This is a genomic window from Nocardia terrae, assembly GCF_009760405.1.
Lineage (GTDB): Bacteria > Actinomycetota > Actinomycetes > Mycobacteriales > Mycobacteriaceae > Nocardia > Nocardia terrae.
The window spans coordinates 1,845,445-1,870,102 of the sequence record NZ_WRPP01000001.1; the positions used below are offsets into that span (position 1 = coordinate 1,845,445).

Here is a 24,658-nt window from a genome sequence, read left to right on the forward strand (position 1 = left end):
GGCCGGTTACCCGCGCGGCGCGGTGGTATTCGGACGACATGACACAGGATTCGCAAGATCGGCGCAAGGTTGTGGTGGTGACCGGGGCGAGCGCCGGGATCGGGCGGGCGGTCGCGCGCCGGTTCGGTGCCCAGGGGGCATCGGTCGGACTGCTGGCGCGTGGGCGCGCGGGTTTGGAGGCGGCGGCCGGGGAGGTCGTCGCGGCGGGCGGGCGCGCGCTGGCGCTGCCGGTCGATGTCGCCGAATACGCGGCCGTGGACGCGGCGGCCGGTCGGGTCGAGGAGGAACTGGGACCGATCGACGTGTGGGTGAATTCGGCTTTCACGTCGGTGTTCGCACCGTTCTGCGAGATCGATCCGCTGGAGTATCGCCGGGTCACCGAGGTCACGTATCTGGGTTCGGTGCACGGCACCCGGGCCGCGCTGGCGCGCATGCGCCCGCGGGATCAGGGCGCGATCGTGCAGGTCGGTTCGGCGTTGGGGGAGCGCTCGATTCCGCTGCAATCGGCGTATTGCGGAGCCAAACACGCGGTCAACGGGTTCGTGGAGGCCGTCCGGGTGGAACTGCTGCACGAGGGCAGCAACGTGCACATCACCATCGTTCAGGCCCCGGCGGTGAACACCCCGCAGTTCTCCTGGGTGCGGTCGCGGCTGCCGCGCAAGCCGCAGCCGGTGCCGCCGATCTACCAGCCCGAAGTGGTCGCCCGCGCCATCGCCTTCGCGGCCGAACATCCACGGCACAAACAGTATTGGGTCGGTGCTAGCACCGTCGGCACCGTGCTCGCCCAGCGGCTGGCTCCGGCGCTACTGGATCGGTATCTGGCCCGGACCGGTTTCGACAGTCAGCAGACCGACGCTCCGACCGGTTCGCGGCCGGACAATCTCTGGACGCCGCTGGACGAGGGGGACGGCCACGATTACGGCGCGCACGGCGACTTCGACGACCGGTCGCACTCGCGTAGTGCGCAGTCGTGGCTCACCCGGCGGATGCTGTCACTGGGTGGGTGGCGCGGGCGCTGAAATCCGGTAGGGGCCCGCGGAAGCCGCCAATCGCATTCCGTGTCCGTACGGTTCGGCGTCCTGCCCGCGCGGCGCGATCCGGCCGTCGGAGACCTCCGGCGCGCCGGTCACCAGCAGTGGCTCCAGTCGCGCGTGATCGACGAACCATTCGATGTGCCGCAATCGGGGTATCGCGGCGGCGATGCCCGCGTGCAGGGCGGGGGCGCAGTGCGCGGAGATGTCGCGGTGGTTGGCCGCGGCCACGGCGGTCGCGCCCAGGAATCCGGTGTAGCCGCCGCAGCGGGTCACATCCAGTTGCAGGCAGTCGACGACATCGATCAGGCGTTCGGCGTCGTATTCGCTGTAGATGTACTCGCCCGCGGCCACGTCGCAGCGCACGCTGTCGCGGACGGTGCGCAGTCCGGCCGGGTCGTCGCTGGTGACGGGTTCCTCGAACCAGACGACGCCGAGCCGGTCGAGTTCTTCGCCGATGCGGCAGGCCTCGCCCGGCGTGTACGCGCCGTTGGCGTCGACCATGATCGCGGTCTGATCACCGATCAGCTTGTCCACCAGAGTAATTCGTTCGAGGTCGCGTTCGTGCTCGACGCCGATCTTGATCTTCACCGCGGTGCACCCGGCTGTCTCCCAGCCGATGACCTGCTCGGTGAGCTGGTCGTCGGTGAGGTTGACGAAGCCGCCCGAACCGTACACGGCGGTCGCGCGGCGCACGGAGCCGAACAGCGCCTCCAGCGGGACCTCCATCAGGCGGGCCTTGAGGTCCCACAGGGCGATGTCGACGGCGCTCAGCGCGTGCGCGACCACCCCGGGCGTGCCGATATTGCGGCACGCGCGCCGCAGCCGGTGCCAGGTGTCGGTGACATCGTCGGGTGAGGTCTTGCGCAGCTCCGGTGCGAGGTGATGCTCGATGACCGCGGCGGCCGCGGGCGAGCTGTAGGTCCAGCCGAGCCCGCGTTCGTGCCCGGCGCGCAGGGAGACGACGACGGCGGTGGTGGAATCCCAGGCGAGGGTGCCGTCGGCCTCGGTCTGCGGGGTGGGGAATCGGTAGCTGTCGACGGTGATGTCGTCGATGAGCGGTGTACTCATGGTTTTTCGCCTCTGATCGCGGCGGCGAGCAGCTCGGCCGCATGCCGCGGGCGAGCCTCGGGCAGTAGATGACGGATCTGGGTGCGGCAGCTGAACCCGTCCGCGAGGATAGTCGTCTCGGGTGAACATGCCCGCAAGGCGGGCAGCAGCGCATCCTCCGCGCAGGCGACCGAGATCTCGTAGTGGCCGCGTTCGAAGCCGAAATTGCCCGCCAGCCCGCAACATCCGGCATCGAGGACGTCGATGTCCGAACCGGTGGCTGCGAGCAGCTCCTCATCGCGGTCGAGGTGCAGAATGGCGTGTTGATGGCAATGTGGTTGCACGACGGCCGATCCGCCGATTACCGGAGGTGACCACCGTGGGGCGCGCTCGGCAAGTATTTCGGCCAGGGTACGGGTCTGTCCGGCGAGTCGGTGGGCATCCTCGTCGCCGTGCAGCAGCTCCGGCAGGTCCGAACGGAACACCGCGGCGCAACTGGGTTCCAGCACGACGACCGGAACACCCTCGCGCAGCGCGGGTTCGAGGATTCGCAGAGTGCGCCGCAGGACGCGGCGGGCGGTGGCGAGCTGACCGGTCGAGATCCAGGTCAGCCCGCAGCACACCGTCCGCTCGGGGATCTCGACCGCGAACCCCGCCGCCGCGAGGACCTCGGCGGCATCGTGCGCGATCCGAGGCTCGAAGTTGTTGGTGAACGTATCGGGCCACAACAGCACGCGCCCCTGCGGCGCGCTCGCGAGATCGACGGCCGGGGTGAAGGTTTGGGTGAATCGGTGGCGCGCGAACCGGGGGAACGGCCGCCGCGGGTCCACCCCGCCCAGGCGCGCGATCGCGCCGCGCAGCCCGCGCGTGTGGGTCAGGGCGTTGACGACCGGCGCGGCGCCGGTGGCGAGCCGGGCCCACAATGGAATCCACCCCATCGAATAATGAGCCATCGGGCGCAGCCGCCGATGGTAGTGATGGGACAGGAATTCCGCCTTGTAGGTCGCCATGTCCACCTCGACGGGGCAGTCGTTGCGGCACCCCTTGCACGCCAGGCACAGGTCGAGGGCGTCGCGGACCTCCGTCGAACGCCATCCCTCGGTGATGACATCGCCCTCGAGCATTTCGAACAGCAGCCGGGCCCGCCCGCGCGTGGAATGCTCCTCCTCCCGGGTGGCCCGGTAGCTGGGACACATGACGCCGCCGTGTTCGCCGCGGCATTTGCCCACGCCGACACAGCGATTGGCGGCCCGGCTGAACCGGAAGCCGTCCTCGGGGAAGGCGAAGTGCGTGGCGGGTTCCCAGGGGCGGTAGGTGGTGCCCTCGCGCAGGTCGGCGTCGAGCGGGCGGGGTGAGACGATCTTGCCCGGGTTCATCCGGTCGCGCGGATCGAACAGGTGCTTGACCTCGCCGAAGGCATTGATCAGCCGGTCTCCGAACATGATTCGCAGCAATTCGGCGCGGGACTGCCCGTCGCCGTGCTCGCCGGACAGCGAACCGCCGTGGTCCACGACGAGATGGGCACTGTCGGTGACGAATTCGCGGTAACGGGCGATGCCCTCGGCGGTGCGCAGGTCGAAGGGAATCCGGGTGTGCACGCAGCCCTGACCGAAATGTCCGTAGAGCGAGCTGGATTCGTAGCCGAAGCGCTTCAGCAGCGCCTCGAACTCGCGCAGGTAGTCGCCGAGCCGCTCGGGCGGCACCGCCGCGTCCTCCCAGCCCTCGTGGGTGGCCGGACCGTCGAGCGGATACGCGGTGGCCCCCAGCCCGGCCTCGCGGGCCGACCACAGCTCGGCCTCGCGGTCGGGATCGTCCACCAGGGTGCCGCTCGCGCCGGTACGGCCCCGGACTTCGCGCATCATCTCCCGGCCGGCGGCGTCGGCCTCGTCCTGGGTATTGCCGTCGAATTGCGCCATCAGCCAGGCATTTCCGTCCGGCAGCTGCTGGATCGCGTGCACGGCCACGTGCCGACCGCGTTCGAGTTGGACCAGCCGGCCGTCGAGCCCCTCGAGCGCGGCCGGATCATGGCGCAGCACCTCGGGCACCGCGTCGGCGGCGGCGAACACATCCGGGAAGCCCAGGACCACCAGCGTTTTCGCGGCGGGGACCTCGACCAGTTCCAGTTCGGCGCGCAGCACGGTGACCAGGGTGCTCTCGCTGCCCACGAGGAACTTGGCCGCGTCGAAGCCGTACTCGGGCAGCAGGGAATCGAGGTTGTAGCCCGAAACCCGCCGCGGAATCCGCGGATAGGAGGCGCGGATGTCCTCGGCGTAGCGATCGGCGATGTCGCGCAGGGCATCCCGCAGTTGGTCGGTGAGCCCGGCGGGTCCCGGACCGACCCACATGCGGGTGCCCTCGTAGGTGAGGACCTCGAGCCTGCGCACCGAGTCGACCGTCTTCCCGTACGCCTGGGCCGTCGAGCCGCAGGAATTGTTGCCGATCATGCCGCCGATGGTGCAGCTGACGTGGGTCGCCGGTTTCGGCCCGACCATCAGGTCATGGGCACTCAGCTCGCGATTGAGCGCGTCCAGGGCGATACCCGGCTCGACCACCACGGTGCGGGCCGACGCGTCGAGCGCGACCATCCGATGGCAGTACTTGGTCCAGTCCAACACGACCGCGGCATTGCAGCATTGGCCCGCCAGACTGGTTCCACCGCCGCGCGACAGCACCGGCATGTCATGCTCCCGGCAGATGGCGATCGCGGCCATGGCGTCCTCGGGTGTGCGGGGGACCACCACGCCCAGCGGCAGGGCGCGGTAGTTGGAGGCGTCGGTCGAATAGGCGGCCCGCGAGCCGGGATCGAAGCGGACCTCACCGGCGACGGCGGCGGTGAGGTCGGCGGCGAGAGCGTCGAGGGGCCAGGCGCGGTTCGGTTGTCGGTGATCGGATCCGGTCGGCATGGGGCGCCTCCATTCCGGTGGTCACGTGCGGCTTTCGCTGGTTCCGTGGTGCGGATACCCGGTGCGGCGGCGGAATCACCTGCGGATTGGGCGCGCGACGCGCGGGTACTCGGGCGCTGTTCACCGCGACACGCCGACAGGACAGGAGACACCATGACCCGGCAGGTGAGTGACCATGTGGTGCAGCGGCTATCGGAATGGGGTGTCGAACAGGTCTTCGGCTATCCCGGCGACGGCATCAACGGGCTCATCGCGGCCTTCGGCCGCGCCGACGGGAAGCCCGCGTTCATCCAGGCCCGGCACGAGGAGATGGCGGCCTTCCAGGCCACCGGATACGCGAAGTTCAGCGGCAGGGTGGGGGTGTGCACCGCGACCTCGGGCCCGGGCGCCATCCACCTGCTGAACGGGCTCTACGACGCCAAACTGGACCACGTGCCGGTGGTGGCGATCGTGGGGCAGACCGCGCGCAGCGCCATGGGCGGCAGCTACCAGCAGGAAGTGGACCTGCAGAGCCTCTACAAGGACGTGGCCTCGGACTATCTGGTCGAGGTGAACGTCTCCAGCCAGCTGCCCAACGCCCTGGACCGCGCGTTCCGCACGGCACAGGCGCGGCGCGCGCCGACGACCGTGATCATTCCCTCCGACCTGCAGGAGGAGAAGTACGAAGCGCCCAAGCACGGGTTCAAGCAGGTGCCGTCCAGCCCGCCCGGGCCGCTCACCGCGCCGATGGTGGTCCCGCCCACCTCCGAGATCGAGCGCGCGGCCGAGATCCTCAATGCCGGGCGCAGAGTCGCGATCCTCGCTGGGCAGGGCGCGCGCGGCTGCGTCGCAGAGCTGACCCGGGTCGCCGAGCTGACCGGGGCCGGGGTGGCAAAGGCGCTGCTGGGCAAGGATGTGCTCTCCGACGAGCTGCCGTTCGTCACGGGATCCATCGGGCTGCTCGGCACCCGGCCCAGCTACGAGCTCATGCGCGACTGCGACACCCTGCTCATCGTGGGCTCGAATTTCCCCTACGCCCAGTTCCTCCCGGACTTCGGGCAGGCGCGCGCCGTGCAGATCGATATCGACGGCACCATGATCGGCATGCGCTATCCGACCGAGGTCAACCTGGTCGGTGACGCCAAAACCACACTGGCCGAGCTGCTTCCGCTGCTCACCCCGAATCCGGACCGGACCTGGACGATCGACATCCAGGACAGCGTCGGCCGCTGGTGGCAGACGATCGAACATCAATCGATGCTCGACGCCAAACCGGTGAACCCCATGCGGGTGGCGTGGGAGCTGTCGAAGCGGTTGCCCGACAACGTCATCGTCACCTCCGACTCGGGCTCTTCGGCGAACTGGTACGCGCGCTGCCTGCGCTTCCACGGCCGCATGCGCGGGTCGCTGTCGGGCACGCTGGCCACCATGGGTCCCGGCGTGCCGTACGCCATCGGCGCGAAGTTCGCCTGCCCCGACCGGCCCGTCATCGCCCTGGTCGGCGACGGGGCGATGCAGATGAACGGGCTCGCCGAACTGCTGACCATCAGCCGCTACCAGGACCGCTGGGAGGATCCGCGATTGATCGTGTGCGTCTTCCACAACAATGACCTCAATCAGGTCACCTGGGAGCTGCGCGCCATGGGCGGCGCACCGAAATTCGAGGAGTCCCAGACCTTGCCGGAGGTCTCCTACGCCGACGTGGCCCGTTGCGCGGGGCTGGCGGCCATCGCGGTCGATCAGCCCGACGAGGTCGGCCCGGCCTGGGACGCCGCGCTGTCGGCCGACCGTCCGGTGCTGCTGGACTTCCGCACCGATCCGGAGGTTCCGCCGATTCCGCCGCACGCGACCTGGGAGCAGATGAAGGATCTCGCCGAGGCGGTCCTGCGCGGTGACCCCGGCGGCTGGCACCTCGTCGTCCAGGGCGCCAAGACCAAGGCCCAGGAGATGCGCCCGGCCCCTGGTAACCGGGGGTGATTGGTGACCGAACCACGGGGTACGTCCTCTGTGAGGTCGAAATGCCCGAAAACTTGGACATCGAGTCAAGGCCCGGTCGGCATCGTCAACGTCGATGAACTTCTCAACGCCGAGAATGCGCCCGCCGGGCCCGCGGGTCCCGGTAGGAGTTTGAAATAGTTTGGCACACAGTGTGTTTCGGGTCCAGGGCGTCGGGTAGTGCCCGAGTGTCCCTGCAATCCGATATTCGGAGGTACATCCCATGTCCGAGCACGACAAGAGTGGAGCCCGCGAAGGCGTCGAAGGCGCGGTCGAGGGCGTGAAAGGCGCGGCCAAGGAAGCCGCGGGCAAGGTTTTCGGCAATGAGGGGCTGCGCGAAGAGGGGAAGGCACAGCAGGACAAGGCCGACGCCCAGCGCGACGCCGCCGAGCGGGAAGCACAAGCCGAGAAGGACCGGGTGCGGGCCCAGGCCGAGGAAATGCGCCAGCGGACGCAACAGCAGAGGTGATGATTCCTAACCGGTCTCCAAGGCATGCATAGCGAAATCCCCCGGCCTGACATCGAATAGGCCGGGGGATTTCGGGTAGTGCCGGGACGTGAGTGAAAACAATGCTCACGGTCCGAATTGCATGAGACTGAAGGAGGTTTCGCCATGCCAGACCCGAAGAATCCTGGTCAATTCGGCAACCGGCCGGACACCAAGGAGCAGGCCAGCAAGGGCGGTAAGGCCAGCAGCGGCAGCTTCGGCGCGTCGAAATCCGCCGATCCGCACGAAGCCGGGCGCAAGGGCGCGAAGGCCCAGCCGACCGCGGCCAAGGCCCGCGGCGGCCAGCACAGCCACGGCGGCCGATGACCGGAATATCCAGGAGCGCAACAGATGACAACAGCACGCGAAATCATGACGCCCGATTGTCAGTGCGTCCGATCCAGTGACTCGGTGGTCGAGGCCGCACGGCGGCTGGCCGACCTGGACGTCGGCGCGCTGCCCATCTGCGGTGAGGACGAGCGCCTGAAGGGCATGCTGACCGACCGCGACATCGTGGTGAAGGTCGTGGCCCAGCGCAAGGATCCACTCGGCATGAAGGCCGGTGATCTGGCCGAGGGGCTGCCCGTGACCGTCGATGCCGACGCCGACGTGTCCACCGTGCTGCGCTTGATGTCCGAGCATCAGGTGCGCCGGGTGCCGGTGCTCGAGAACCGCCGGCTGGTGGGCATCATCGCCCAGGCCGATATCGCGCGGGCGCTGCGGAATCGTGAGTCCGGCGAGGTGGTCGAGGCGATCTCCGAGGAGTGACCGACCGGAGGGAGAACGAGTGCGGCCGGCTAATCGCCGGCCGCACTCGTCGTCCCGGGCGACGGAATTCGGTTCCGGAACAATCGATTACCAGTAATGGGAGCGTCCGCCGATCGGGCGGCCCGCTTGGCCGAGCAGCCATGCGGCCGCACCGATGAGCATCAGAATGATTCCGATGGTGTTCAGGATCGGGATGCCGAACACAATTCCCAGGATCAGCATTATGAGGCCCAGGATGATCATGATTATTCCTTTGTAGGGCGTTTGTGACATTTACGCTGTTCCCGGCGTGCCGGTGCTCAAACGCGGGTCCGAAGCATTTGCCGAGTGACGATATCGGCTGGGGCGCAATGATTGATATCGCTCGTCGCGGGTATGCGGAGCGAATGGAAAGTGGCCGGAACGAAACAGCGGCCGAACGTCTGGACCGGAACTGGAACAGCCTCATGCAGGAGTTGCGGGTGGTGCAGACGGGTGTTCAGCTGCTCACCGGATTCCTGCTCACCCTGCCGTTCCAGGGCCGGTTCACGATCCTGTCCGAGCAGATGCGGATGGTGTACCTCGCGGTCGTCGCCGCGTCGATCGGCGCGACCATCTGCCTGACCGCGCCGGTCGCCGCGCACCGAATACTGTTCCGCCGCCATCGAATCGAGAATGTGGTGACCGCGGCGCACCGCTACGCCATCGTGGGGCTGGGGCTGCTCGGCGTCGCCACGAGCGGGGTGGCGCTGCTCATCTTCGACACCGTCGGCGGAACCGTGGCCGGGATCGTGGCGGGGATCGTGTCCGGCTCACTGTTCGCCGTGGTGTGGTTGCTGCATCCCTGGCGTCAACGGCGCGGGAAGAGCGCCTGAACTGAAGGCCGCGACCTCATTCCGGCTCGACGGTTCGGGCGGGGCCGGAGTGGCCGCTGTCGAGCGCGCTGAGAGCGGTGGCGACGACGGCCGAGCCGCCGGCGATGGTCCAGCCCACGGGGCCGAGGGGGCGGCAGCCGAAATAGGTGCAGACGCCCGGTGTCATGACGACCGTGACCAGGACCGCACCGCTGGCGGCGGTGGTGAGCCACACCAGCGGGCTGTGGCGGGCGGCCAGCAGCGTCTGGCCCAGCTGGGTGCCGATCAGGGCGACGAGGCCGATCGTGCTGGCTCGTCGCTCGGTGCCGGTGTAGCGGCCGATCAACCAGGCCCCGCTGGCCCCGGCGGCCGTGGTGGCGCCGCGGGACAGGATGGAGTGCGTCAGGTCCGCGCCGAGGTCGGCGGGCGGGCGCGCGGCCAGGCGCGCGCCGAGTTCCTCGGCGCGGTCGGAACTTTCGACGCTCTCCGAAGCCGGGTCGGGGGACAGGGCCACGGCCATGGCCGGGAACATGTCGGTGAGCAGATTGACCAGCAGGAACTGTCGCGTGCCCAGCGGGGCGCGCCCGGCCACCGCGGTCCCCAGCACGGTGAAGGCGACCTCCCCGGCGTTGCCGCCGACCAGCACGCCGACCGCGTCGCTGACCCGCCGCCACATGCTGCGTCCCTCGGCCAGCGCCTCGAGCAGGACCAGCGGATCGGGCTCGGTCAGCACCAGGTCCGCGGCATTGCGCGCGGCGGTGGATCCACGTGCGGCCAAACCGATTCCGATATCGGCCGTGCGAATGGCGGCGGCGTCGTTACCGCCGTCACCGGCCATCGCGACCACGTGGCCGGACTTCTGCAGCGCGGAGACGATGCGGACCTTGTGGCGCGGGCTGACGCGCGCGAAAACCGTGCTGTTCTCGATCAGTTCGGCCTGACCGGTTTCGTCGAGCTCGTCGAGGTCCGCGCCGGTGGTCACGGTGGCGGCCTCGATCCCGAGCTCGCGGGCCACCGCCGCGGCGGTCACCGGATGGTCTCCGGTAATGATCCGCGCGCCGATGTCGTTGTGCCGCAGGGCGGTGATCAACGGGCGCGCCTGCGGGCGCGGGGTGTCGGCGAGGCCCAGGAAGCCGACGAGGGTCAGCTTCTCGACCGCGTCCTCGATCTCCTCCGGTGTGGAGCGCAGGTCGCGGCGGGCCACGACCAGCACGCGCAGACCGTGCTCGGCCAGCTCGTGCACGAGCCGGTCGGCGCGATCGCGGATATCGCCGGAGAATTCTGTGCCGGAATCGTGTTCGGCGGTGGGACCGACCCGCGTGCAGCGGTCGAGGACGACCTCCGGCGCGCCCTTGACGATCAGTCGCAGGCGGCGCGGATTCTGGCCCAGGGTGGCGGCGAACCCTCGATTCGATTCGAAGGGCAACTCCTCCACGGTTTCCCAGTCGCCGTCGGCGGGCAGTTCGGCGGCCGCGTCGAGGACCGCGCGATCGGTGGCGTGCACGATCGGTCCCTCCGGATCGGGGCAGGCGTGCGCGGCATCGCGGAGCAGCTGCCGGGCGCGGGCGTCGGAATCGTCGGGCCCCCAGCGGGAATCGAGGTCGGCCAGTGCGGTGAGCCGCAGGCGGCCCTCGGTGAGGGTGCCGGTCTTGTCGAAGCACACGGTGTCGACCCGGCCGAGCGCTTCCACGGTTCGGCTGGCGCGCACCAGGATTCCGCTGCGCGAGAGGCGGCGGGCGGCCGCCGATTGCGCCACCGTGGCGACGAGCGGCAGGCCCTCGGGCACCGCGGCGGTCGCGACGGCCACGCCCTCGGCCAGCGCGGCCCGCAAGGGGCGGCCGCGCAGCCAGCCGAGCGCGGTGACGGCCGAACCCCCGGCCACGGTGGTGGGCAGCGCGCGGTCGGTGAGCTGCCGTAATTGCGCCTGCACGCCGCCGCGCCGGGGCGGCATGGCGGCCGCGGCCGCGCGCTCGGACTCGGTGTCGGCTCCGACGGCGACGACCACCGCCGCGGCCAGCCCGTTGACCACCGTGCTGCCTTGGAACAGCATGCAGTAGCGCTCGCTCAGGGCGGCTCCGGGCGTCGCGGTGGTCCGCTTCTCGACCGTGATCGATTCGCCGGTGAGCGCGGATTCGTCGATCTCGAGGTCGTCACAGCACAGCAGCCGGGCATCGGCGGGAACGACGTCGCCGGTGCGCACGATGATCACGTCTCCGGCGCGCAACCGGTCGGCGGGAATACGGTGCCCGTCAACGCCTTCGAGATCGTCGGGCATGCGCTCCAAGGCGCGCTGACGTTCGATGCGGCACGCGTGCAGTTCCTCACCGTGCAGCAGATCGCGTAAGGCGGATTCGGCGCGCAGCCGCTGCAGGGTCGATACCACCGCGTTGACGGTCAGCACGGAGGTCACCAGCAACGCGTCGGTGGGTGCGCCGAGAATGGCCGATGCCGCGGCGCCGACACCCAGGATCGGCGTCAGCGGGTCGGCCACCTCGGCGCGCAGATGCCCGGCGAAACGGGCGAGCGGTGCGAGTGATGCGGCGGCGCGGTCGTGGAGTGCGGTGGTCGGTTTCGTCTGTGGCTCGGCGATCGGCTCCGGCTCCGGTAGCCGGGTGAGTACTTCCCGCGCCCGCAGCGCATGCCAGGGCAGCAGGGGGGATTCGGTGGCGTCGAGTTCGGAAGTCGTTGCCCGCCAGCCGCTCACGCCGCCGGTGAGCAGTCCGGTCGCCTGCGCCGCCGTGACCGGAAGCTGTTCGTTGTGGCGTTGCGGGGCGGCCGCGACGAGCAGACCGCCCAGCGAGGCGGCCGAGAGAGCCAGGGCGCGGCCGCGGGCGCTGGCCCGGCGTGCGGGCCCGATCGCGGTGAGCACGGTGAGCACCTGGGCCAGGTCGGTGCACAGGGCATCCGCGGACCACGGCGACCGCCGGGCGCCCTCCCGGTCGAAGCGCACCATGCCGATCGCGGCGTCGGCCGCCGCCAGCGCCCGATCGGCGGCCGCGGACACGACCGCGACGCCGTGGCCCTGCTCCTGCAACCGGCGCACCAATTCGTGCGCCGACTCGGTCCGGTCGACGAATTCGTCGGCGGAGGACCGTAATTCGATGGTGTCGCGCGAGCCCGCCAGGATCACGCGCAATCCGGCGTCACGGGCGGCCAGCAGGGTCGACTGGGCGCGCGGGTGCAACTCGTGCCCGACCAGTACCCGGCCGATCGACCGGGAGTCGTCGTGGACGTCGTACCAGACCGGGCCTTCCGGTTCCCCCTGTTCCGTGACGCTGAGACGCAGTGGCCGGTCTTCGGTCGCCGTAGAGGAATCATTCTGTGCGACAGCAGAATCCGAATCATCCTCGGTCCACAACTGGTCTTGTACGGCGCTCCAGAGCCGTCGCCGCTCGCGGTCGTCGGCCGCCTCGGCGTCGAGCACCAGCCGATGCGTGCCGAGCAGGACATCGCCGTCGATGACAATGGCGCTGAGCCGATCCAGTCGCCGCCACAAGCCGGGATCGATGGTCACCACTCCGGCCAGGGTGAGGCGGATGGCGAGGGTCGCCGCGAACGATTCGCGGCTGGTACGAGCGGCTTTCGGCGCGGAGAGGCCGAGTGCGGGCGCGGCATCGGCGGCGCCGCGCCCGAACAGGGCGACGGCGGTGGCCAGCGCCGAACCGGTGGCGATCTCGTCGGCGCAGTGTTCGACCGGTCCGGGTGGCAGTTCGACCGGGCGCGGCCCGATCCGCAGCGGCTCGTGCACGACCGAGTGCTGCCGCGAATGGTCCACCGCCAGTTCCCATTCCCGCCAGCGGGCGTGGCGGGCACTCGCCTCCGCGAGGACCAGCGCGCGCTGGCCCGCGTCCACGAGCAGACTGCCCACCCCCTCGCCCGCCGCCTGGCCTACGGCGTTCGCGCTGGTCACCAGCAGATCGGTGCGTGCCTGCCCGAGGCGCTGCTCGAGCAGGGCGCGCAGCCGCGGCTGGGTGTCGAGCATGGCGGCGGTCGCCTGGAAGAACTGCACCGGCGCCCGTCGCGGGGTCACGGCCCCGACGGCGGCCAGACCGAGCGCCAGCGCATCACCGATCAGCGAAATGGCCGCGGACAGTGCGGGTTCCAGGTCGCCGGGATGCGGTGTGGTCGGATCCCACGGGTGGTCGGCGAGCCCGAAATCGTCCTCGATGTCCGCGACCACGTCCACGAGATCGGGGATTTCGACCTCGGGCTCGGTCGTGACGGTCACGTGGCCGGTGAGCGAGTTGGCGCGCACGTGCACGACCCCGGACACCGCACCGAGCTGATCACGCAGTGCCGCAGCCAGTTTCGGCCCCCGCTCGGAATCGAGGCCGTGCACTTCGACGAACACCTTCTCGCCCACCCGCGTGATTCGCCGGTCGCGGTGCAGCCCCGGATCCAGCAGCGTCCCCAAGTCGTGGCGAAGTTGCGCGCCGACCTCCGTCGCGGTGCCCAGGCGGCGGGTGAGATCCCGCACGGTGCCGGTGGTCAGGCCGATCAGGCGGGATAGCACGACCGCCTCCCTTCTGGTTCGAGTTCGCTGCTGTCCGGGACTTCGCTACGCTCCGTTGGTCTGCGGCGCACCTCCGGTGTCCTGCGGGCCGACCACGAAGGTGGCGTTGCCCGTCGCGTCGAGCCCGGCGTCGAGGATCTTGTCGTCGAAGAAGACGGCGGACTGGTGGTCCAGGAAGATTCGAGCTCCCTGGGTGGTGAGTACCTCCTCACCATCGGCCGGTGCGGCGGCCAGTGAGAGCTGGAAACTCGAGGCGTCATCGGGTGTCGTGATCCGCAGGCCGGCTTCCGGCGGTGCGCCTTCTCCGGTTGTGATCTCGCGAACCGCCTCGACGGCAGTGGGGGTGAGCATCAGCATGGGTCTTCCTTCCGCTGTCGTGAGCGCCGGTCGGACCACCGGCAGTCGGTCGAGTAACACGACGATCCGCCGTGAAACGTCCCGGCTCCGATCGTGTGCCCGAGGAGTCCCGCGGGAGCGGTCAGGTGGTCACCAGTTTGTCGAAGAGCGAACGGTAGCTGCGCAGGGCTTGGCGAAGGTTCTCGGTGTCATCGCTCGACTCCCGAGACCAGCGGTGGCTCAAGGCTTCTCGGTGGCGGATGCAGACGGTGGTCAGCTGTTCGATGGTCTCGGTGAGCAGGGCATCGGCGCCCTTCACCGCGTCGTGGGGGTTGTCCACGAATTCGCCCTGGATCTGCTGCCACTGCGTCCGCAACCGCTCGACCTCGGCGCGGTCGAACAGCGCATCGGTGGCCGGTTCGGCGGCCTGTCGTGGCGAATCGCTCTGCGTCGCGGCATTGTTCGGGTTCACCTCCGGTGTCCGGCCTCGGTCCGGCGTCCGGCTTTCACCCGGCACCTGGCTCTGGTCCGGAGTCGGGCTTTCACCCGGTATCTGGCTTTGGTCCTGGGTCTGGCTTCGCTCGGATATGCGGCTTCGGTCCGGTACCTGGCTTCGGTCGGCGTTCATGGTCTCGGTTCCTCACTTCTTGTCGGTGTGGTCGCTGTCGATCAGGTCCTGGACCAGCACCCGGTAGTGCACCAGCGCGGCCCGCATGTCCTCGGTGGACACCTGGGCGGCGGCGGGTCGGGTCGCGACGCTGTGAGCGGCTCGATAGTGGTCGAGGGTCGCGGTGTGCTCGACGGACAGATCCGCCAGCTGCTGGTCGTAGTTCTCGCTGGGATAACCGCGCTCGCTCATGAGGGTGGTCACGAGGCGGTCGGCGGCGGTCACGGCCCCGGCCGGATCATCGACGAACTGCTGCTGCACCCCGGACCACGCCATGAGGTAGTGCTGCTTCTGTTCCGCGGACAACTCGTGCAGATCCAGATTGGCGTGCCGATGCTCGCGTTCGATCAGTTCGTGCTCCGCGCCACGGCGATCATCCGACTGCTCTACCGCCCGGTCGTATTCGGGCCCGAACCGCCGCCGCAGCCTTTGTCTTCGAAGCGCGGGCCGCGCGATCAGCACAGCGGCGACGATCACCACCACCACTGCCACAACAACAATCGTCCAGTTTGTAGCCGACATCGAATCCTCCTTCGACGAACAGTCCCGTCGAATCGGGGATGCCTCCGCATCGGCTACTCAAACAGCCGACACGCGCCGATGTCAGCCGCAGTGGGTCTGGAAGGCATCGAGGTCGATCCCAGCATTGAGCACCACAAACGATCCACCCGCCGCATCCCCAACCGCCACCCCCGCCCGAACCATCCACGTCTTCATAGCAACTCCCGCCATCCTTTATGGCAGAGTGCCATCACCACCTCGTATTGCTGGTGCGAATCAGTGCGGAGACGCTTGATGAGGTGTTTGCGGAGTTGTGGTTTCGCCGCGTTTGCCCGGTATCCGTTTGCCCAGGACTCGTTGGGTGAGGTCGAGGAGTTCGTCGAGTTGGGGGCGGTAGGCCAGGCGTAGGACCGCGGCACCTACCGCGAGGGCGAATGCTGTTCCGGCGCACAGGATCGTGATGTTGTGGCCGTGGAGGGTCAGGGCGATCGTCGCGTAGGCGGCGGCCATCCAGAAGGCGATGTGGAGGCCGGGGAGGAGTTGGGTGAACTGGGCGCGGAGGGGGACTCCGGCTACTCGTTTTCGGACGAGCCATTCGAGGGGGACCAGGGTTACGGTTGCGGCGGTGTAGCCGATGGCCACGCCCAGGGGGCCGAAGGGGAGGCCCGCGATGATGCCGCCGATGGAGGCCGTGGTGCAGAGGATGGCGTAGCGGAGTTGGAGTTTCGCGTGGCCGAGGCCGAGCATGACCGGGATCGTCGAGGGTTGGTAGACGGCTTGGAGGGCTCCGGCCATGGCCAGGACCTGGACGATGGGAATGGCTGGGGCCCAGGCGGATCCGAAGACCAGGCGGATCAGTTGCGGGGCGGCGGTGGCGACCAGGGCCATGCCGGGGATGGCGGCGAGGGCTACGAATTTGGTGGCGCGGGCCAGTTCGGCGCGCAGGGCGGGGAGGTCGTCGGCGAGGCGGGCGAAGAGAGGGAACAGGACCGAGCCGATGCTCTGGACACACAGTTGTACCGGCAGCAGGAGCAGGCGGTAGGCCAGGGCGTAGAAGGCCAGGGCTTGGGCGCCCTGGAAGCGGCCGATGAGGAGGTTGTCGGCGTTGCGGGAGAGTGAATTGACCAGTACCGCACCGGCGAAGGCGCGCCAGGAGAAGCCGGCGATTTCGCGGAGGCGGCCCAGGCGCAGGTTCGGCCAGGAGCCGGCGGCGGTGATCAGGACGACCGCGATGACGACATCGGTGGTGACGAGTTGGGCGACCAGGGCCCAGTAGGTGCCGCCCGCGATCACGACCGCGAGACCGACCACGCCGCCGAGGAGAGCCGAGGAGATGTCGGCTATGCCGTTCTTGCGGAACTCCATTTCGCGCCAGAGCATCGCACGGGGGGTGATCGACGCGGAGCGAACTATCAGGCTGGGGGCCAGCGCGATCAGGACCCATTTCAGGTCGGGGGTGTGCATGAACGCCGCCCACGCCGGTGCGATCGCGATGGTGATGGCGGCCAGGACCGTGCCGACGCCGATATTGACGGTCATCGTGGCGCCGGGCATATACCGGTCGAGGTTCGGGCGCTGGATCAACGCGCTGGCGAAACCCTGGTCCAGCAGCAGACTCAGGATTCCCAGGTACACGGTGGCCTGCGCGACGACACCGAACGCCTCCGGCCCGATCAGGCGCGCGAGCAGCACGGTGAACCCGGTGCGCGCGATCTCGCGCCCCACCATCGAGACGCTGGTCCAGCGCACGCCCGAGGACAGGCTCTTGTCGCCCGCGGACGGCTTCTCCTCGGCCACAGCCGATTCCCTGACAGGCGGAGGTGATTCCCCTGCGGCCACAGGCGATTCCCCGGCAGCCGCGAGCGAATTGCCGATGGCGGGTGGTCTCCCATGGGGTGTGGGCGGTTTCCCTCGGACGAGCCTGTCCGCGCCACCCCCCTCCGACGGAATCGAGTACGTCGTCCACAGCAGCGCGAACACCGCGAAGAAGATCAGCGTCGCCTGCTGGTAGTAGAACAGGTCGAAGGTGGTGCTGGACACCAGGATCGCGGCGGCGACCGCCCCGATCATGTACCCCTGCTCGCGTTCGCGCGGCGTCCGCGCCGCCCGCAGGCTCGCCGAGATCCCGAATATCGTTCCGCCGCTGAGGGCGATCATCGCGATGATCCCGACGAGCCCGCCCTGCACCACGGTCTGCAGCCACTCGTTGTCGAGCAGGTGGGGTTGCCCGCCGAGCCCGAGGCCGAAGAGCGGATGGTCGTGGAAGATCTGCGAGACGCCCGCGTAGTCCTCGGTGCGGTGCTTGATGCTGGGGTCGTCGGCCGAGCCGGTGATGGTCCGCCACAGTGCGTCGACGACGGTCGGGAAGACCACGATGTACGCACCGATCGCGAGCGCCAGCACCACCAGCGCGGTCACGATGGTCCGCACCCGGAAATAGAACATGTAGATGAGCAGCGCGACCGCCAGCGAGATCACGCCCGACCGTGAGACGGCGGCGGGCATGGCGGCCAGCCCCAGGCACGCGCCGAGCGCCGCCAGCACCCGAACCCCGGTGCGCCGCGCGTTGCGCGCGAAGTAGATGCCCAGCGGTACCGCGGCCACCGCCAGAACCGAGAACTCGATGGCGTGCTGCGCGGTCCCGATGACCCGTTTGGCCCCGATCCGTTCGGTCAGGGTGAGGTCCTCGGCATTGACGATGAAACCCGGTGGCTTGAAAAGGAAGCGCAGGTCGATCGACGTGATGCCCTGCAGCAGCCCCACCGCGCATTCGAAGGACAGTCCGATCAGCAGCGCGCCGAGCACGAAATCACGGTCGCGGGCCGTCTTGATCCGGCTGAAAACATAGAGCGCGACACCGATGTTCGCGACCAGCGCGATGATCGCGCGATTCTTGGCCGCCTCGAGCAGCGGGTCGTCGATGTGCAGCCGCCCGAGCCCCCAGATCCCCAGCCAGGTGAAGAAGTAGGCGAGGATGACCGCCACACCGGGATTGAACCGCCGCTCACCCCGTTCCCGCCGCCCGGCCAGGAAGCCGAGCACGACCAGCCCGAACAGCACCACCGCGAGGATCTTCGCCGGTGCGCCATTGCTTTTCAGCGGTCCGCCGGGCACGACGTAGGCGGGCAGGATCGGGATCAGCACGCACAGCACGGCCAGCGTCCACGGCTTGGCTTCTCGCCGCCGCTCACCGATGTCGGGCCGGGAGGCGACGACTTCGATGGTGCTCACATCGAATTCGCAGCCCGGGCGTTGCCGGTCACCGGCGCGCCCGGGCCGGGCGGCAGCGGCGGTTCACCGGGGGTGTACGGGACGGGCGGTTCGGTGCGGCGGCCGCGCTTGCGACGCTCGAGCACCACATCGACCAGCACCGCCAGCAGGATCGACAGACCGATGCCCGCGCCCAGGACCGAGATCGTCGACCGGGTGCGCGACGGCAGCGCCGCGACCGGGGTGCTCGGCGGCTGCACGGTGAACGAGGACACCATCTGATCCTCGGGGACCTGCGCGCCCTGCTGCAGGGTCCGCAGCGTCGAATCCGCCTGTGCCGTCACGAGTTCGAGGGTCTTGGAGGTGGTCTGCGGGTTGGCGGAGGTTTCCTCGAGCATGACCAGCGGGATCTGCGCGGAGCCGGTCGTGGTGGGGAACATGCGCGCGACGTAGTTGGGCTGGCCGCCGCCCGCGACGACCTTGTCGACCACCGCGGGCTGCCGCAGCCCCAGCGCCGCGAGATTCGCCAGCAGGGTCGCGCCGCCGACGTCGAGCAGTCCGTTGCGCCGCACCGGTTCACCGGCCACCGCCTGGTCGTAGCGGTAACTCGGTGGCGCGAAACCGATTACGGCATTGGCGTAGTAGACCGGCTTGGCCTGCTGATAGGTGTGCTTCCCGTAGAGCAGGCTCAGGACCAGCAGCGGCAGGATCACGTACCAGCGGCGAGCGCACGAGCGCGCGACATCGAATAAATCCATGTCAACTTCCCCCTTCGGGCATCGTGAAGTCGCCTCGAAGGCCGAACCTACACGACACCTCGTCATCCTTCAGTTCGATTGTGTTTCCACGTATTCGCCACTGTGTTTCCACGTCGTCGCGACCGCGACGCCCGCCACGCGCACCGCCGCCGCCCGCAGTTGCGCCAACGCCTCGCGCACGTCGCGCCGCCGCGTCGAGCCGAGCGCCACCAGCAGGATCACACCATCCGCGAACGCTCCATACACCGACGCCGAGACGCTTTTCGTTACCGGCGGCGCGACCAGCAGCACATGGGTGTGGTCGGTCCGCACGGGGTCGATCTCGGCTCTCGCCTGTACCGGATCGACGGTGTCCCCGGCCAGCACGATCGGCTGCCCGCCGTGCCGTTCGACGGTGCGGCTCAGATTGCGCACCGCGGTCGTGACGTCGACTTCGCCTGTGGCACTGGTGATCACCCAGACCGATGGGGCGGGTGAGAGTTGCTCGAGGTGCGCCCGCAGTCCGCGGTAGCCGATGAACTCCCGTTCCGAGGGCGCGGGCACCGCGGCGACCGCGCCGAGGACCGGCACCCCGAATGTCGTCGCGACGGCACTGGTTCGGATAGTCCGGTCGGTGCGGGCGCGGATCCACACCGCCACCAAGCCGAGCAGCAGTCCGGTGAGCACGCCGAGTCCGCTCAGCGCGATGATCGCGGGCAGCCGGCTGCCGGGTGCGCTGGCCGCGGTCACGACCTTCGTGTGCACCTTCTGCTTGTCCTCGCCGGTCGGCGTCTCGACGCTGTCGGCGTAGGCGATGAATTCGGGGCCGATGGTCTGCGCGATGCGCTGGGCGCGTTCGGCGGACGAATCGGTCACCGTGACATCGATGACGGCCGTTTTCGGCGGCACCACCGCCGCGCTCACCTGCCCGGCCAGGTCACGCGTCGATTCGTGCAGTCCGAGCTTGTCGATCACCCGCTGGGCGACGGCATCGGTGGTGAGCAGCGCGACATAGGTGCTGACCCGGCCGGTGACGACATTGTCGTTCTCGTAGGCCGACGCGGTGGTCGAGCCCTCGATCGACACCAGCAGCTGGGTCGTCGACACATAGCGCGGCGGATGCAGTACGGCCAGCGTGATGCCCGCCGCGGCGACGAGCCCGGCGACTATGCCGAAAGTCGCCCAGTACCTGCCCAATTGGGCAAAGAATTGATTCAGCTTCAACTGTTCGCCTCGTGTTCGGTGTCGGGTTCGAAGAGCCGGCGGGCCACGGCCGCGCCCGCGCCGAGTACGAAGCCGGTCAGTACGGCCCCGGCGATGACGACGTACAGCGGTGCGCCCCAGGCGACTTCGCGCTCGGGGCGGCCCGGCCCGGTGACGACCACCAGTTCGGCGCGCGGCACCGCGCTGCCGGGCACCGTCTCGAGCGTGTGGACCAGGGCCGCGTAGTCGGTCAGGAAGACCTGCGCGGTCCGGGTGGTCTCCGCCGCGGTGGGTCCGGTGACCGCGATATCGATCAAGACGGTTCCGGTCCGGTTCGACGCGGAGATGCGGTCGGCGAATCGGACCGGATCGGCCTTCACCTTGAGATCGCCGATCACGACCGCGGCCAGATCCGGGCTGGTGGCCAGCGCCGCATAGGTCCGGCCGCGTGCCTTGGCATAGGAATCCCCGCCGTCGACGACACGGCTCACGTCGCCCGGCGTCCGGATGAACACGGTCGCCTCGGAGCGGTAGACCGGCGGGCGCACCAGCAGGAAAACGGTGGTGGCCGCCAGGGTCGCCAGGACGCCCCACACAATCCAACGCCATCGTCTGCGCAGCAGCCTCAGATACGCGAGCACGGCGGTATCCGAATACGCCGCGCCGACGGCGTCGTGCGAGACAGTGGAATTCATCGCGCCGCCGCCAATCCTTGGGTAGTGAGGCTGTCGACCAGGGCGGCCGCGATTCGCTTGTTGCCGTCCGCGTTCGGATGCATGCCGTCCGGGCCGACCAGCGCACCGGTGTCCATGCTGTCGAAGGACAGCAGTGGATCGACCACGATCAACTCGCCCGTGGCGGGGTCGAGCTTCAACCGTGCCACGAAGTCGTCGTCGAAACCGCAGTCGTCGCTGGGCCGTTGCAGGAACCGCGGCCGCACGAACACGATCTTCGCCGCGGGCCAGGCGGCGCGGATGTCCTCGATGGTGCCGCGTACCGCGTCGTAGACGTCCTCGATCGGTGCGAACTTGTCGTTGCGGCCGCCGTCGAGCACCACGATGTCCGGTGCCGCGCGCTTGGCCAGCCCGTGGACGCGTTCGTCGAAAGTGGTCGAGTCGCCGAGGTACTCGATGTGGAACCGATTGGCCTGCCCGCCGCTGATGTAGCCGGTGCCGGGCATGGCGGCCAGGTCGCAGAGCCAGTGCATCCGCACCGCCGCCTGGCACGCGTACGACATCTCGGCGAGTGTGCTCGCGCCCGTGTAGGAATCGCCGATGAACAGGGCGGCCGGTTCCTCCGGTTCGGGGATGGTGAGCCGCTGCGGCGTGCTGTCGCCGTGTGCGGTCGGACCGGTGTGCAGGGCGAACACGAGCCCGGCGGCGATCGCGATCGCGAGGATCGCCGCCGCGAGATCGACAGCCCTGGCCCGGGTCATCGGGTCGCCGCATCGTAGAGCTCGCGTAGCCGGTCGCCGATGCGTGCCATCCCCAGTTCGGTGGCCACGGCCCGGCGGCCGCGTTCGCCCATGGCGGTGGCCCGTTCCCGGTCGGCGAGCAGTGACCGTACGGCCGCCGCGAGTTCGGTTGGGGCGGAGCCGGTCACGATGCCGCTGCCGGTGCGCTCGACCAGTGGCGCGAGTCCGCAGTCGGGCGGGATCACCACCGGCAGGCCGACCGCCATCGCCTCCAGCACCGCCATCGGGTAGGGCTCGCGCAGCGACGGCAGCACGAAGACGGCGGCGTCGGCCATCCGCTCGGGCACGCGGGCCGGATCGAGCGGGCCCAGCCACCGCAGCCGGGGGTCCGCGCCGAGCGCCGCCCGCACCGCCGGGCCCTCGCCCTCGTCGGGGCCGACCAGGGTGAAGTTCGCGACGGTTCCGTTGGCGAGCAACGCCTTTGCCATCTCGACGAAGGCGAGCGGCTGCTTGCGGGCGTGCAGTCGGGCGGCGAACAGCACCTCGGGTGTGCCCGCCGCGGTCGCGTGCGGATAGGCGGGGACGCCATTGTCCACCCGCGTCAGGCGCAGGCCCGGTCCGGCGACAGCCGTCAGATCGTCGTGTTCGGCCGGGGTGAGGAAGCAGACCGCGCGCGCATCACGCAGTACCTTCCGGGTCCACGCGGCATCCAGCGGTGCGGCGAGGGGATGCGAGGACGGCGTGATCATCCCGTGCGGCTGAACGACATACGGCGTGCCCGCGTGCCGCACCGCGAGCGCCGCGGGCAACGTCACCAGATCGCGGCCGAGATGAATATGAACGATGTCGAAGCCGCGGCCGTGGCGGCGCACCCACCGCCACAGGCCGGGCGCTCCGAGTCCGGCGAAACCCGTTGCGGGAACCAGGGTTCGAGCCGGGAACAATCGGACCGGAACGTTCCCCACCCGCGCGGGCGGGGTGTCGTATCCGCGCGCGGCGCCCGCGACGATCACGTCGTCGCCGCGACCGAGGAACTCCGCCGCCTGGTTGAACGCCACCCGCACCGGCCCGCCGTAGGCGCCCTCCGGTGACACCAGGGTGACCAGGTGCAGGATCCGCATCAGCGCGGCGTGACCACGGGCGGCGGCGGCCGCACGACCGAATACGGCGGCACGTCCGCGCTGACCAGCGCGGTCGCCCCGATCACCGAGTGCGCGCCGACGGTGACGCCGCGCAGGATGGTGGCCCGCGTGCACACCCACACCCCGTCCTCGACGACGATCGGCCCGTTGTCGTAGGCGAAGCTCGGCGAGCGCCGGTCGTGACTGCCGGTGCACAGGTAGGCCTGTTGGGACACACAGACATTGGACCCGAGGGTGATCGGTTCGATGTTGTACAACTCCGCCCCGACCCCGACCCACGAATCGTCGCCCACACTCAGCTTCCACGGCCACTGCACACTCACCCGATGCCTGATCAGTACCCCCGTACCGATTTTCGCGCCGAACATCCGCAAGATCGCCACCCGCAACCGATTCGGGCACCACACCTGGGTGAAGATCAGCGTCGAGACGGCCACCCAGAGCGCCTGAGCCGCCAGACCACGGCCTTTGTCGTAGGAGTGCCCCCGCAACGCTGCCAGGGATCGTTCCGGCGCTGCCGACGTTCCTTCCGGTACAGCATCCCGCATAACGACCTCCCCTGGCGCGATCAATGTACCGTTATCTTCCGAGAGGACGCCAGTCGTTCGTTGTTGCAAGGGGATTGGACCAAGTGACCGATCTACGGTTCACGCCGGCAAATACCTTCACGCCGGAGCGTCTCCGATACATGTCGGCGGCCGTGCTGGTCGTCGTGGGGGCGACGTCGGGGATGCAGGTCGCGAACTTCACCGTGACCGGGCTGTCGGTGATCTGTCTGGTGGCGCTGCCGGGATTCGCGTTGATGTCGCATCGCGGTGTGGATCTGGTGCCGGTCGTGATCGCGGCGCTGGCGTGGATCTCGTTCCTGGTCTCGTGCGTGGTGAACCACGTGAGCGTCCTGTGGCCGAATGCGCTGGCGGCGCCCGCGTTCGCGTTGTATTTCATCGGGTTCGCGGTGCTCACCGGTCGGTCGGTCGACGCGATCGCCGCGCTGCTCGCCGGGGTCGCCGTGGGCAGCATCGGGTTCTTCATGTTCCACGGCATCGAGCTGACCAATACCGGTCGGTTCCTTGATCTGTGGAAGTACGGAATCGCGCACGCGGTGACGGTTGTGCTGGTGTACGCGCTGATTCGGTTCCGCGCCCGGCCGTTGGTGATCTCCGGTGCGCTCGGCGCGCTCGCGCTGGCGAGCCTGGGGCTGAACTTCCGCTCGCACGCGCTGGTGTGCCTGGTCGCGGCGGTGTGGCTGGGGGTCCGGCACGTGCTCGGCACCCGGATCGGGCGCGGCTGGTCGCTGGCCGGTGTGACCGGGTTCGGGCTGTTGTTCGCGTACTACATGCCGATCGCCGCGCGGGCGGGCCTGTTCGGACCGGCGTTGCAGCGCAAGACGGTCGAGCAGGAGGCGACGCACCTGCCCCTGCTGCTGGCCGGGCGGACCGAGCCGCCGATGACCTTCTCCGCGATCGCGGAGCGGCCGCTGCTCGGCTGGGGCAGCGCGCAGCACCTCACGCCCGAGTTGTATACGCGGGCGGAACATCTCGCGATCCGGATCGGATTCGCGCCGACCTTCCCGTACGAGCTGTACTGGCGGCTGCCGGTATTCGACTACTCCGCCTTCCATTCCATTCTGTTCGGCGCCTGGGCCGAGGGCGGGCTGATCGCGGCGCTGCTGCCGCTGCTGATCCTGGTCGCCTGCGCGGGGGTGTTCTGGAACTACCGGCGGCTCGGGCAATGGGCTCCGCTGTTCGTCGTGGTCGCGCTGCAAGGCGTGTGGGACCTGCTCTACGCGCCCTGGACCTACGGCATGCTCCCCGAGCTCGCGTGCCTGGTGCTGGCGTACCTCGCGATCCACTTCCGGCGAACGCCGTCGACGACTCCGGCGTCATGAA

21 protein-coding genes are annotated in these 24,658 nt (G+C 69.3%); 7 read left to right on the forward strand and 14 right to left on the reverse strand.

Going from position 1 to position 24,658, the window contains the following annotated elements; all coding sequences use genetic code 11:
- The first annotated feature begins 38 nt into the window (after positions 1-38).
- Positions 39-1,019 carry an SDR family oxidoreductase gene (locus GPX89_RS08590; protein WP_157386660.1) on the forward strand — a complete coding sequence of 327 codons (981 nt, stop codon included), beginning with the start codon at positions 39-41 and terminating at the stop codon, positions 1,017-1,019.
- Here GPX89_RS08590 and GPX89_RS08595 read toward each other — a convergent pair.
- Both GPX89_RS08595 and GPX89_RS08600 read right to left on the reverse strand, forming a co-directional pair.
- Entirely contained in the window at positions 993-2,102 is a 1,110-nt protein-coding gene (locus GPX89_RS08595; protein WP_157386661.1) for an enolase C-terminal domain-like protein, read from the reverse strand. The two genes, GPX89_RS08590 and GPX89_RS08595, sit on opposite strands and share 27 nt — an antisense overlap.
- A complete protein-coding gene (locus GPX89_RS08600) occupies positions 2,099-4,984 on the reverse strand; it encodes an FAD-binding and (Fe-S)-binding domain-containing protein (RefSeq protein WP_157386662.1) in 2,886 nt (961 codons plus the stop codon). Before GPX89_RS08600 ends, GPX89_RS08595 begins: the two co-directional genes overlap by 4 nt.
- 153 nt (positions 4,985-5,137) lie before the next feature.
- Between GPX89_RS08600 and GPX89_RS08605 the strand changes: the two genes are divergently transcribed.
- From GPX89_RS08605 to GPX89_RS08620, 4 genes are all read left to right on the forward strand, one after another.
- The gene (locus tag GPX89_RS08605) at positions 5,138-6,940 is read left to right on the forward strand and encodes a thiamine pyrophosphate-requiring protein (RefSeq protein WP_157386663.1); all 1,803 of its coding nucleotides are present in this window, start codon (positions 5,138-5,140) and stop codon (positions 6,938-6,940) included.
- A 241-nt stretch (positions 6,941-7,181) separates the two neighbouring features.
- Positions 7,182-7,427, forward strand: coding sequence for a microaggregate-binding protein 1 (gene mbp1 / locus GPX89_RS08610; protein ID WP_157386664.1), 246 nt, complete (start codon positions 7,182-7,184; stop codon positions 7,425-7,427).
- Positions 7,428-7,571: 144 nt separating this feature from the next.
- Positions 7,572-7,772, forward strand: coding sequence for a hypothetical protein (locus GPX89_RS08615; RefSeq protein WP_157386665.1), 201 nt, complete (start codon positions 7,572-7,574; stop codon positions 7,770-7,772).
- Between the two features lie 24 nt (positions 7,773-7,796).
- Positions 7,797-8,213 (forward strand): CBS domain-containing protein, encoded by a 417-nt coding sequence (locus tag GPX89_RS08620; protein ID WP_157386666.1) that lies wholly within the window; start codon positions 7,797-7,799, stop codon positions 8,211-8,213.
- An 87-nt stretch (positions 8,214-8,300) separates the two neighbouring features.
- Here the strand turns inward: GPX89_RS08620 and GPX89_RS43775 are convergent, their stop codons facing one another.
- Positions 8,301-8,456: a hypothetical protein gene (locus GPX89_RS43775; RefSeq protein ID WP_198347309.1), complete on the reverse strand. Its 156-nt coding sequence runs from the start codon at positions 8,454-8,456 to the stop codon at positions 8,301-8,303.
- Positions 8,457-8,599: 143 nt separating this feature from the next.
- On the opposite strand from GPX89_RS43775, the gene GPX89_RS08625 reads away from it, so the two are divergent.
- Positions 8,600-9,067, forward strand: coding sequence for a DUF6328 family protein (locus GPX89_RS08625; RefSeq protein ID WP_235946707.1), 468 nt, complete (start codon positions 8,600-8,602; stop codon positions 9,065-9,067).
- Positions 9,068-9,083: 16 nt separating this feature from the next.
- Here the strand turns inward: GPX89_RS08625 and GPX89_RS45800 are convergent, their stop codons facing one another.
- The 11 genes from GPX89_RS45800 to GPX89_RS08680 all read right to left on the reverse strand — a co-directional run bounded on the left by GPX89_RS45800 (position 9,084) and on the right by GPX89_RS08680 (position 23,317).
- Complete coding sequence (locus GPX89_RS45800) at positions 9,084-13,559, reverse strand: cation-translocating P-type ATPase (RefSeq protein WP_157386668.1); 4,476 nt, start codon at positions 13,557-13,559, stop codon at positions 9,084-9,086.
- Positions 13,560-13,604: 45 nt separating this feature from the next.
- Positions 13,605-13,916, reverse strand: coding sequence for a hypothetical protein (locus tag GPX89_RS08635; RefSeq protein WP_157386669.1), 312 nt, complete (start codon positions 13,914-13,916; stop codon positions 13,605-13,607).
- Positions 13,917-14,037: 121 nt separating this feature from the next.
- Positions 14,038-14,367, reverse strand: a complete 330-nt coding sequence (locus tag GPX89_RS08640) for a hypothetical protein (RefSeq protein WP_157386670.1) — start codon at positions 14,365-14,367, stop codon at positions 14,038-14,040.
- A 168-nt stretch (positions 14,368-14,535) separates the two neighbouring features.
- The gene (locus tag GPX89_RS08645; protein WP_157386671.1) at positions 14,536-15,084 is read right to left on the reverse strand and encodes a hypothetical protein; all 549 of its coding nucleotides are present in this window, start codon (positions 15,082-15,084) and stop codon (positions 14,536-14,538) included.
- Positions 15,085-15,339: 255 nt separating this feature from the next.
- On the reverse strand, positions 15,340-18,294 hold the full coding sequence (locus GPX89_RS08650) for an oligosaccharide flippase family protein (RefSeq protein ID WP_157386672.1): 2,955 nt from the start codon (positions 18,292-18,294) through the stop codon (positions 15,340-15,342).
- Positions 18,291-19,031: a hypothetical protein gene (locus GPX89_RS08655; protein WP_157386673.1), complete on the reverse strand. Its 741-nt coding sequence runs from the start codon at positions 19,029-19,031 to the stop codon at positions 18,291-18,293. Before GPX89_RS08655 ends, GPX89_RS08650 begins: the two co-directional genes overlap by 4 nt.
- 69 nt (positions 19,032-19,100) lie before the next feature.
- Positions 19,101-20,234 carry a Wzz/FepE/Etk N-terminal domain-containing protein gene (locus GPX89_RS08660; protein ID WP_157386674.1) on the reverse strand — a complete coding sequence of 378 codons (1,134 nt, stop codon included), beginning with the start codon at positions 20,232-20,234 and terminating at the stop codon, positions 19,101-19,103.
- Positions 20,231-20,908, reverse strand: a complete 678-nt coding sequence (locus tag GPX89_RS08665; RefSeq protein WP_157386675.1) for a YveK family protein — start codon at positions 20,906-20,908, stop codon at positions 20,231-20,233. The genes GPX89_RS08660 and GPX89_RS08665 overlap by 4 nt, the downstream gene beginning before the upstream one ends.
- A complete protein-coding gene (locus tag GPX89_RS08670; RefSeq protein WP_157386676.1) occupies positions 20,905-21,648 on the reverse strand; it encodes an SGNH/GDSL hydrolase family protein in 744 nt (247 codons plus the stop codon). Before GPX89_RS08670 ends, GPX89_RS08665 begins: the two co-directional genes overlap by 4 nt.
- On the reverse strand, positions 21,645-22,748 hold the full coding sequence (locus GPX89_RS08675; protein ID WP_157386677.1) for a glycosyltransferase: 1,104 nt from the start codon (positions 22,746-22,748) through the stop codon (positions 21,645-21,647). The genes GPX89_RS08670 and GPX89_RS08675 overlap by 4 nt, the downstream gene beginning before the upstream one ends.
- The gene (locus GPX89_RS08680; protein WP_157386678.1) at positions 22,748-23,317 is read right to left on the reverse strand and encodes an LbetaH domain-containing protein; all 570 of its coding nucleotides are present in this window, start codon (positions 23,315-23,317) and stop codon (positions 22,748-22,750) included. The genes GPX89_RS08675 and GPX89_RS08680 overlap by 1 nt, the downstream gene beginning before the upstream one ends.
- 83 nt (positions 23,318-23,400) lie before the next feature.
- On the opposite strand from GPX89_RS08680, the gene GPX89_RS08685 reads away from it, so the two are divergent.
- Positions 23,401-24,657: a hypothetical protein gene (locus GPX89_RS08685; RefSeq protein ID WP_328601610.1), complete on the forward strand. Its 1,257-nt coding sequence runs from the start codon at positions 23,401-23,403 to the stop codon at positions 24,655-24,657.
- Position 24,658: the final 1 nt, after the last annotated feature.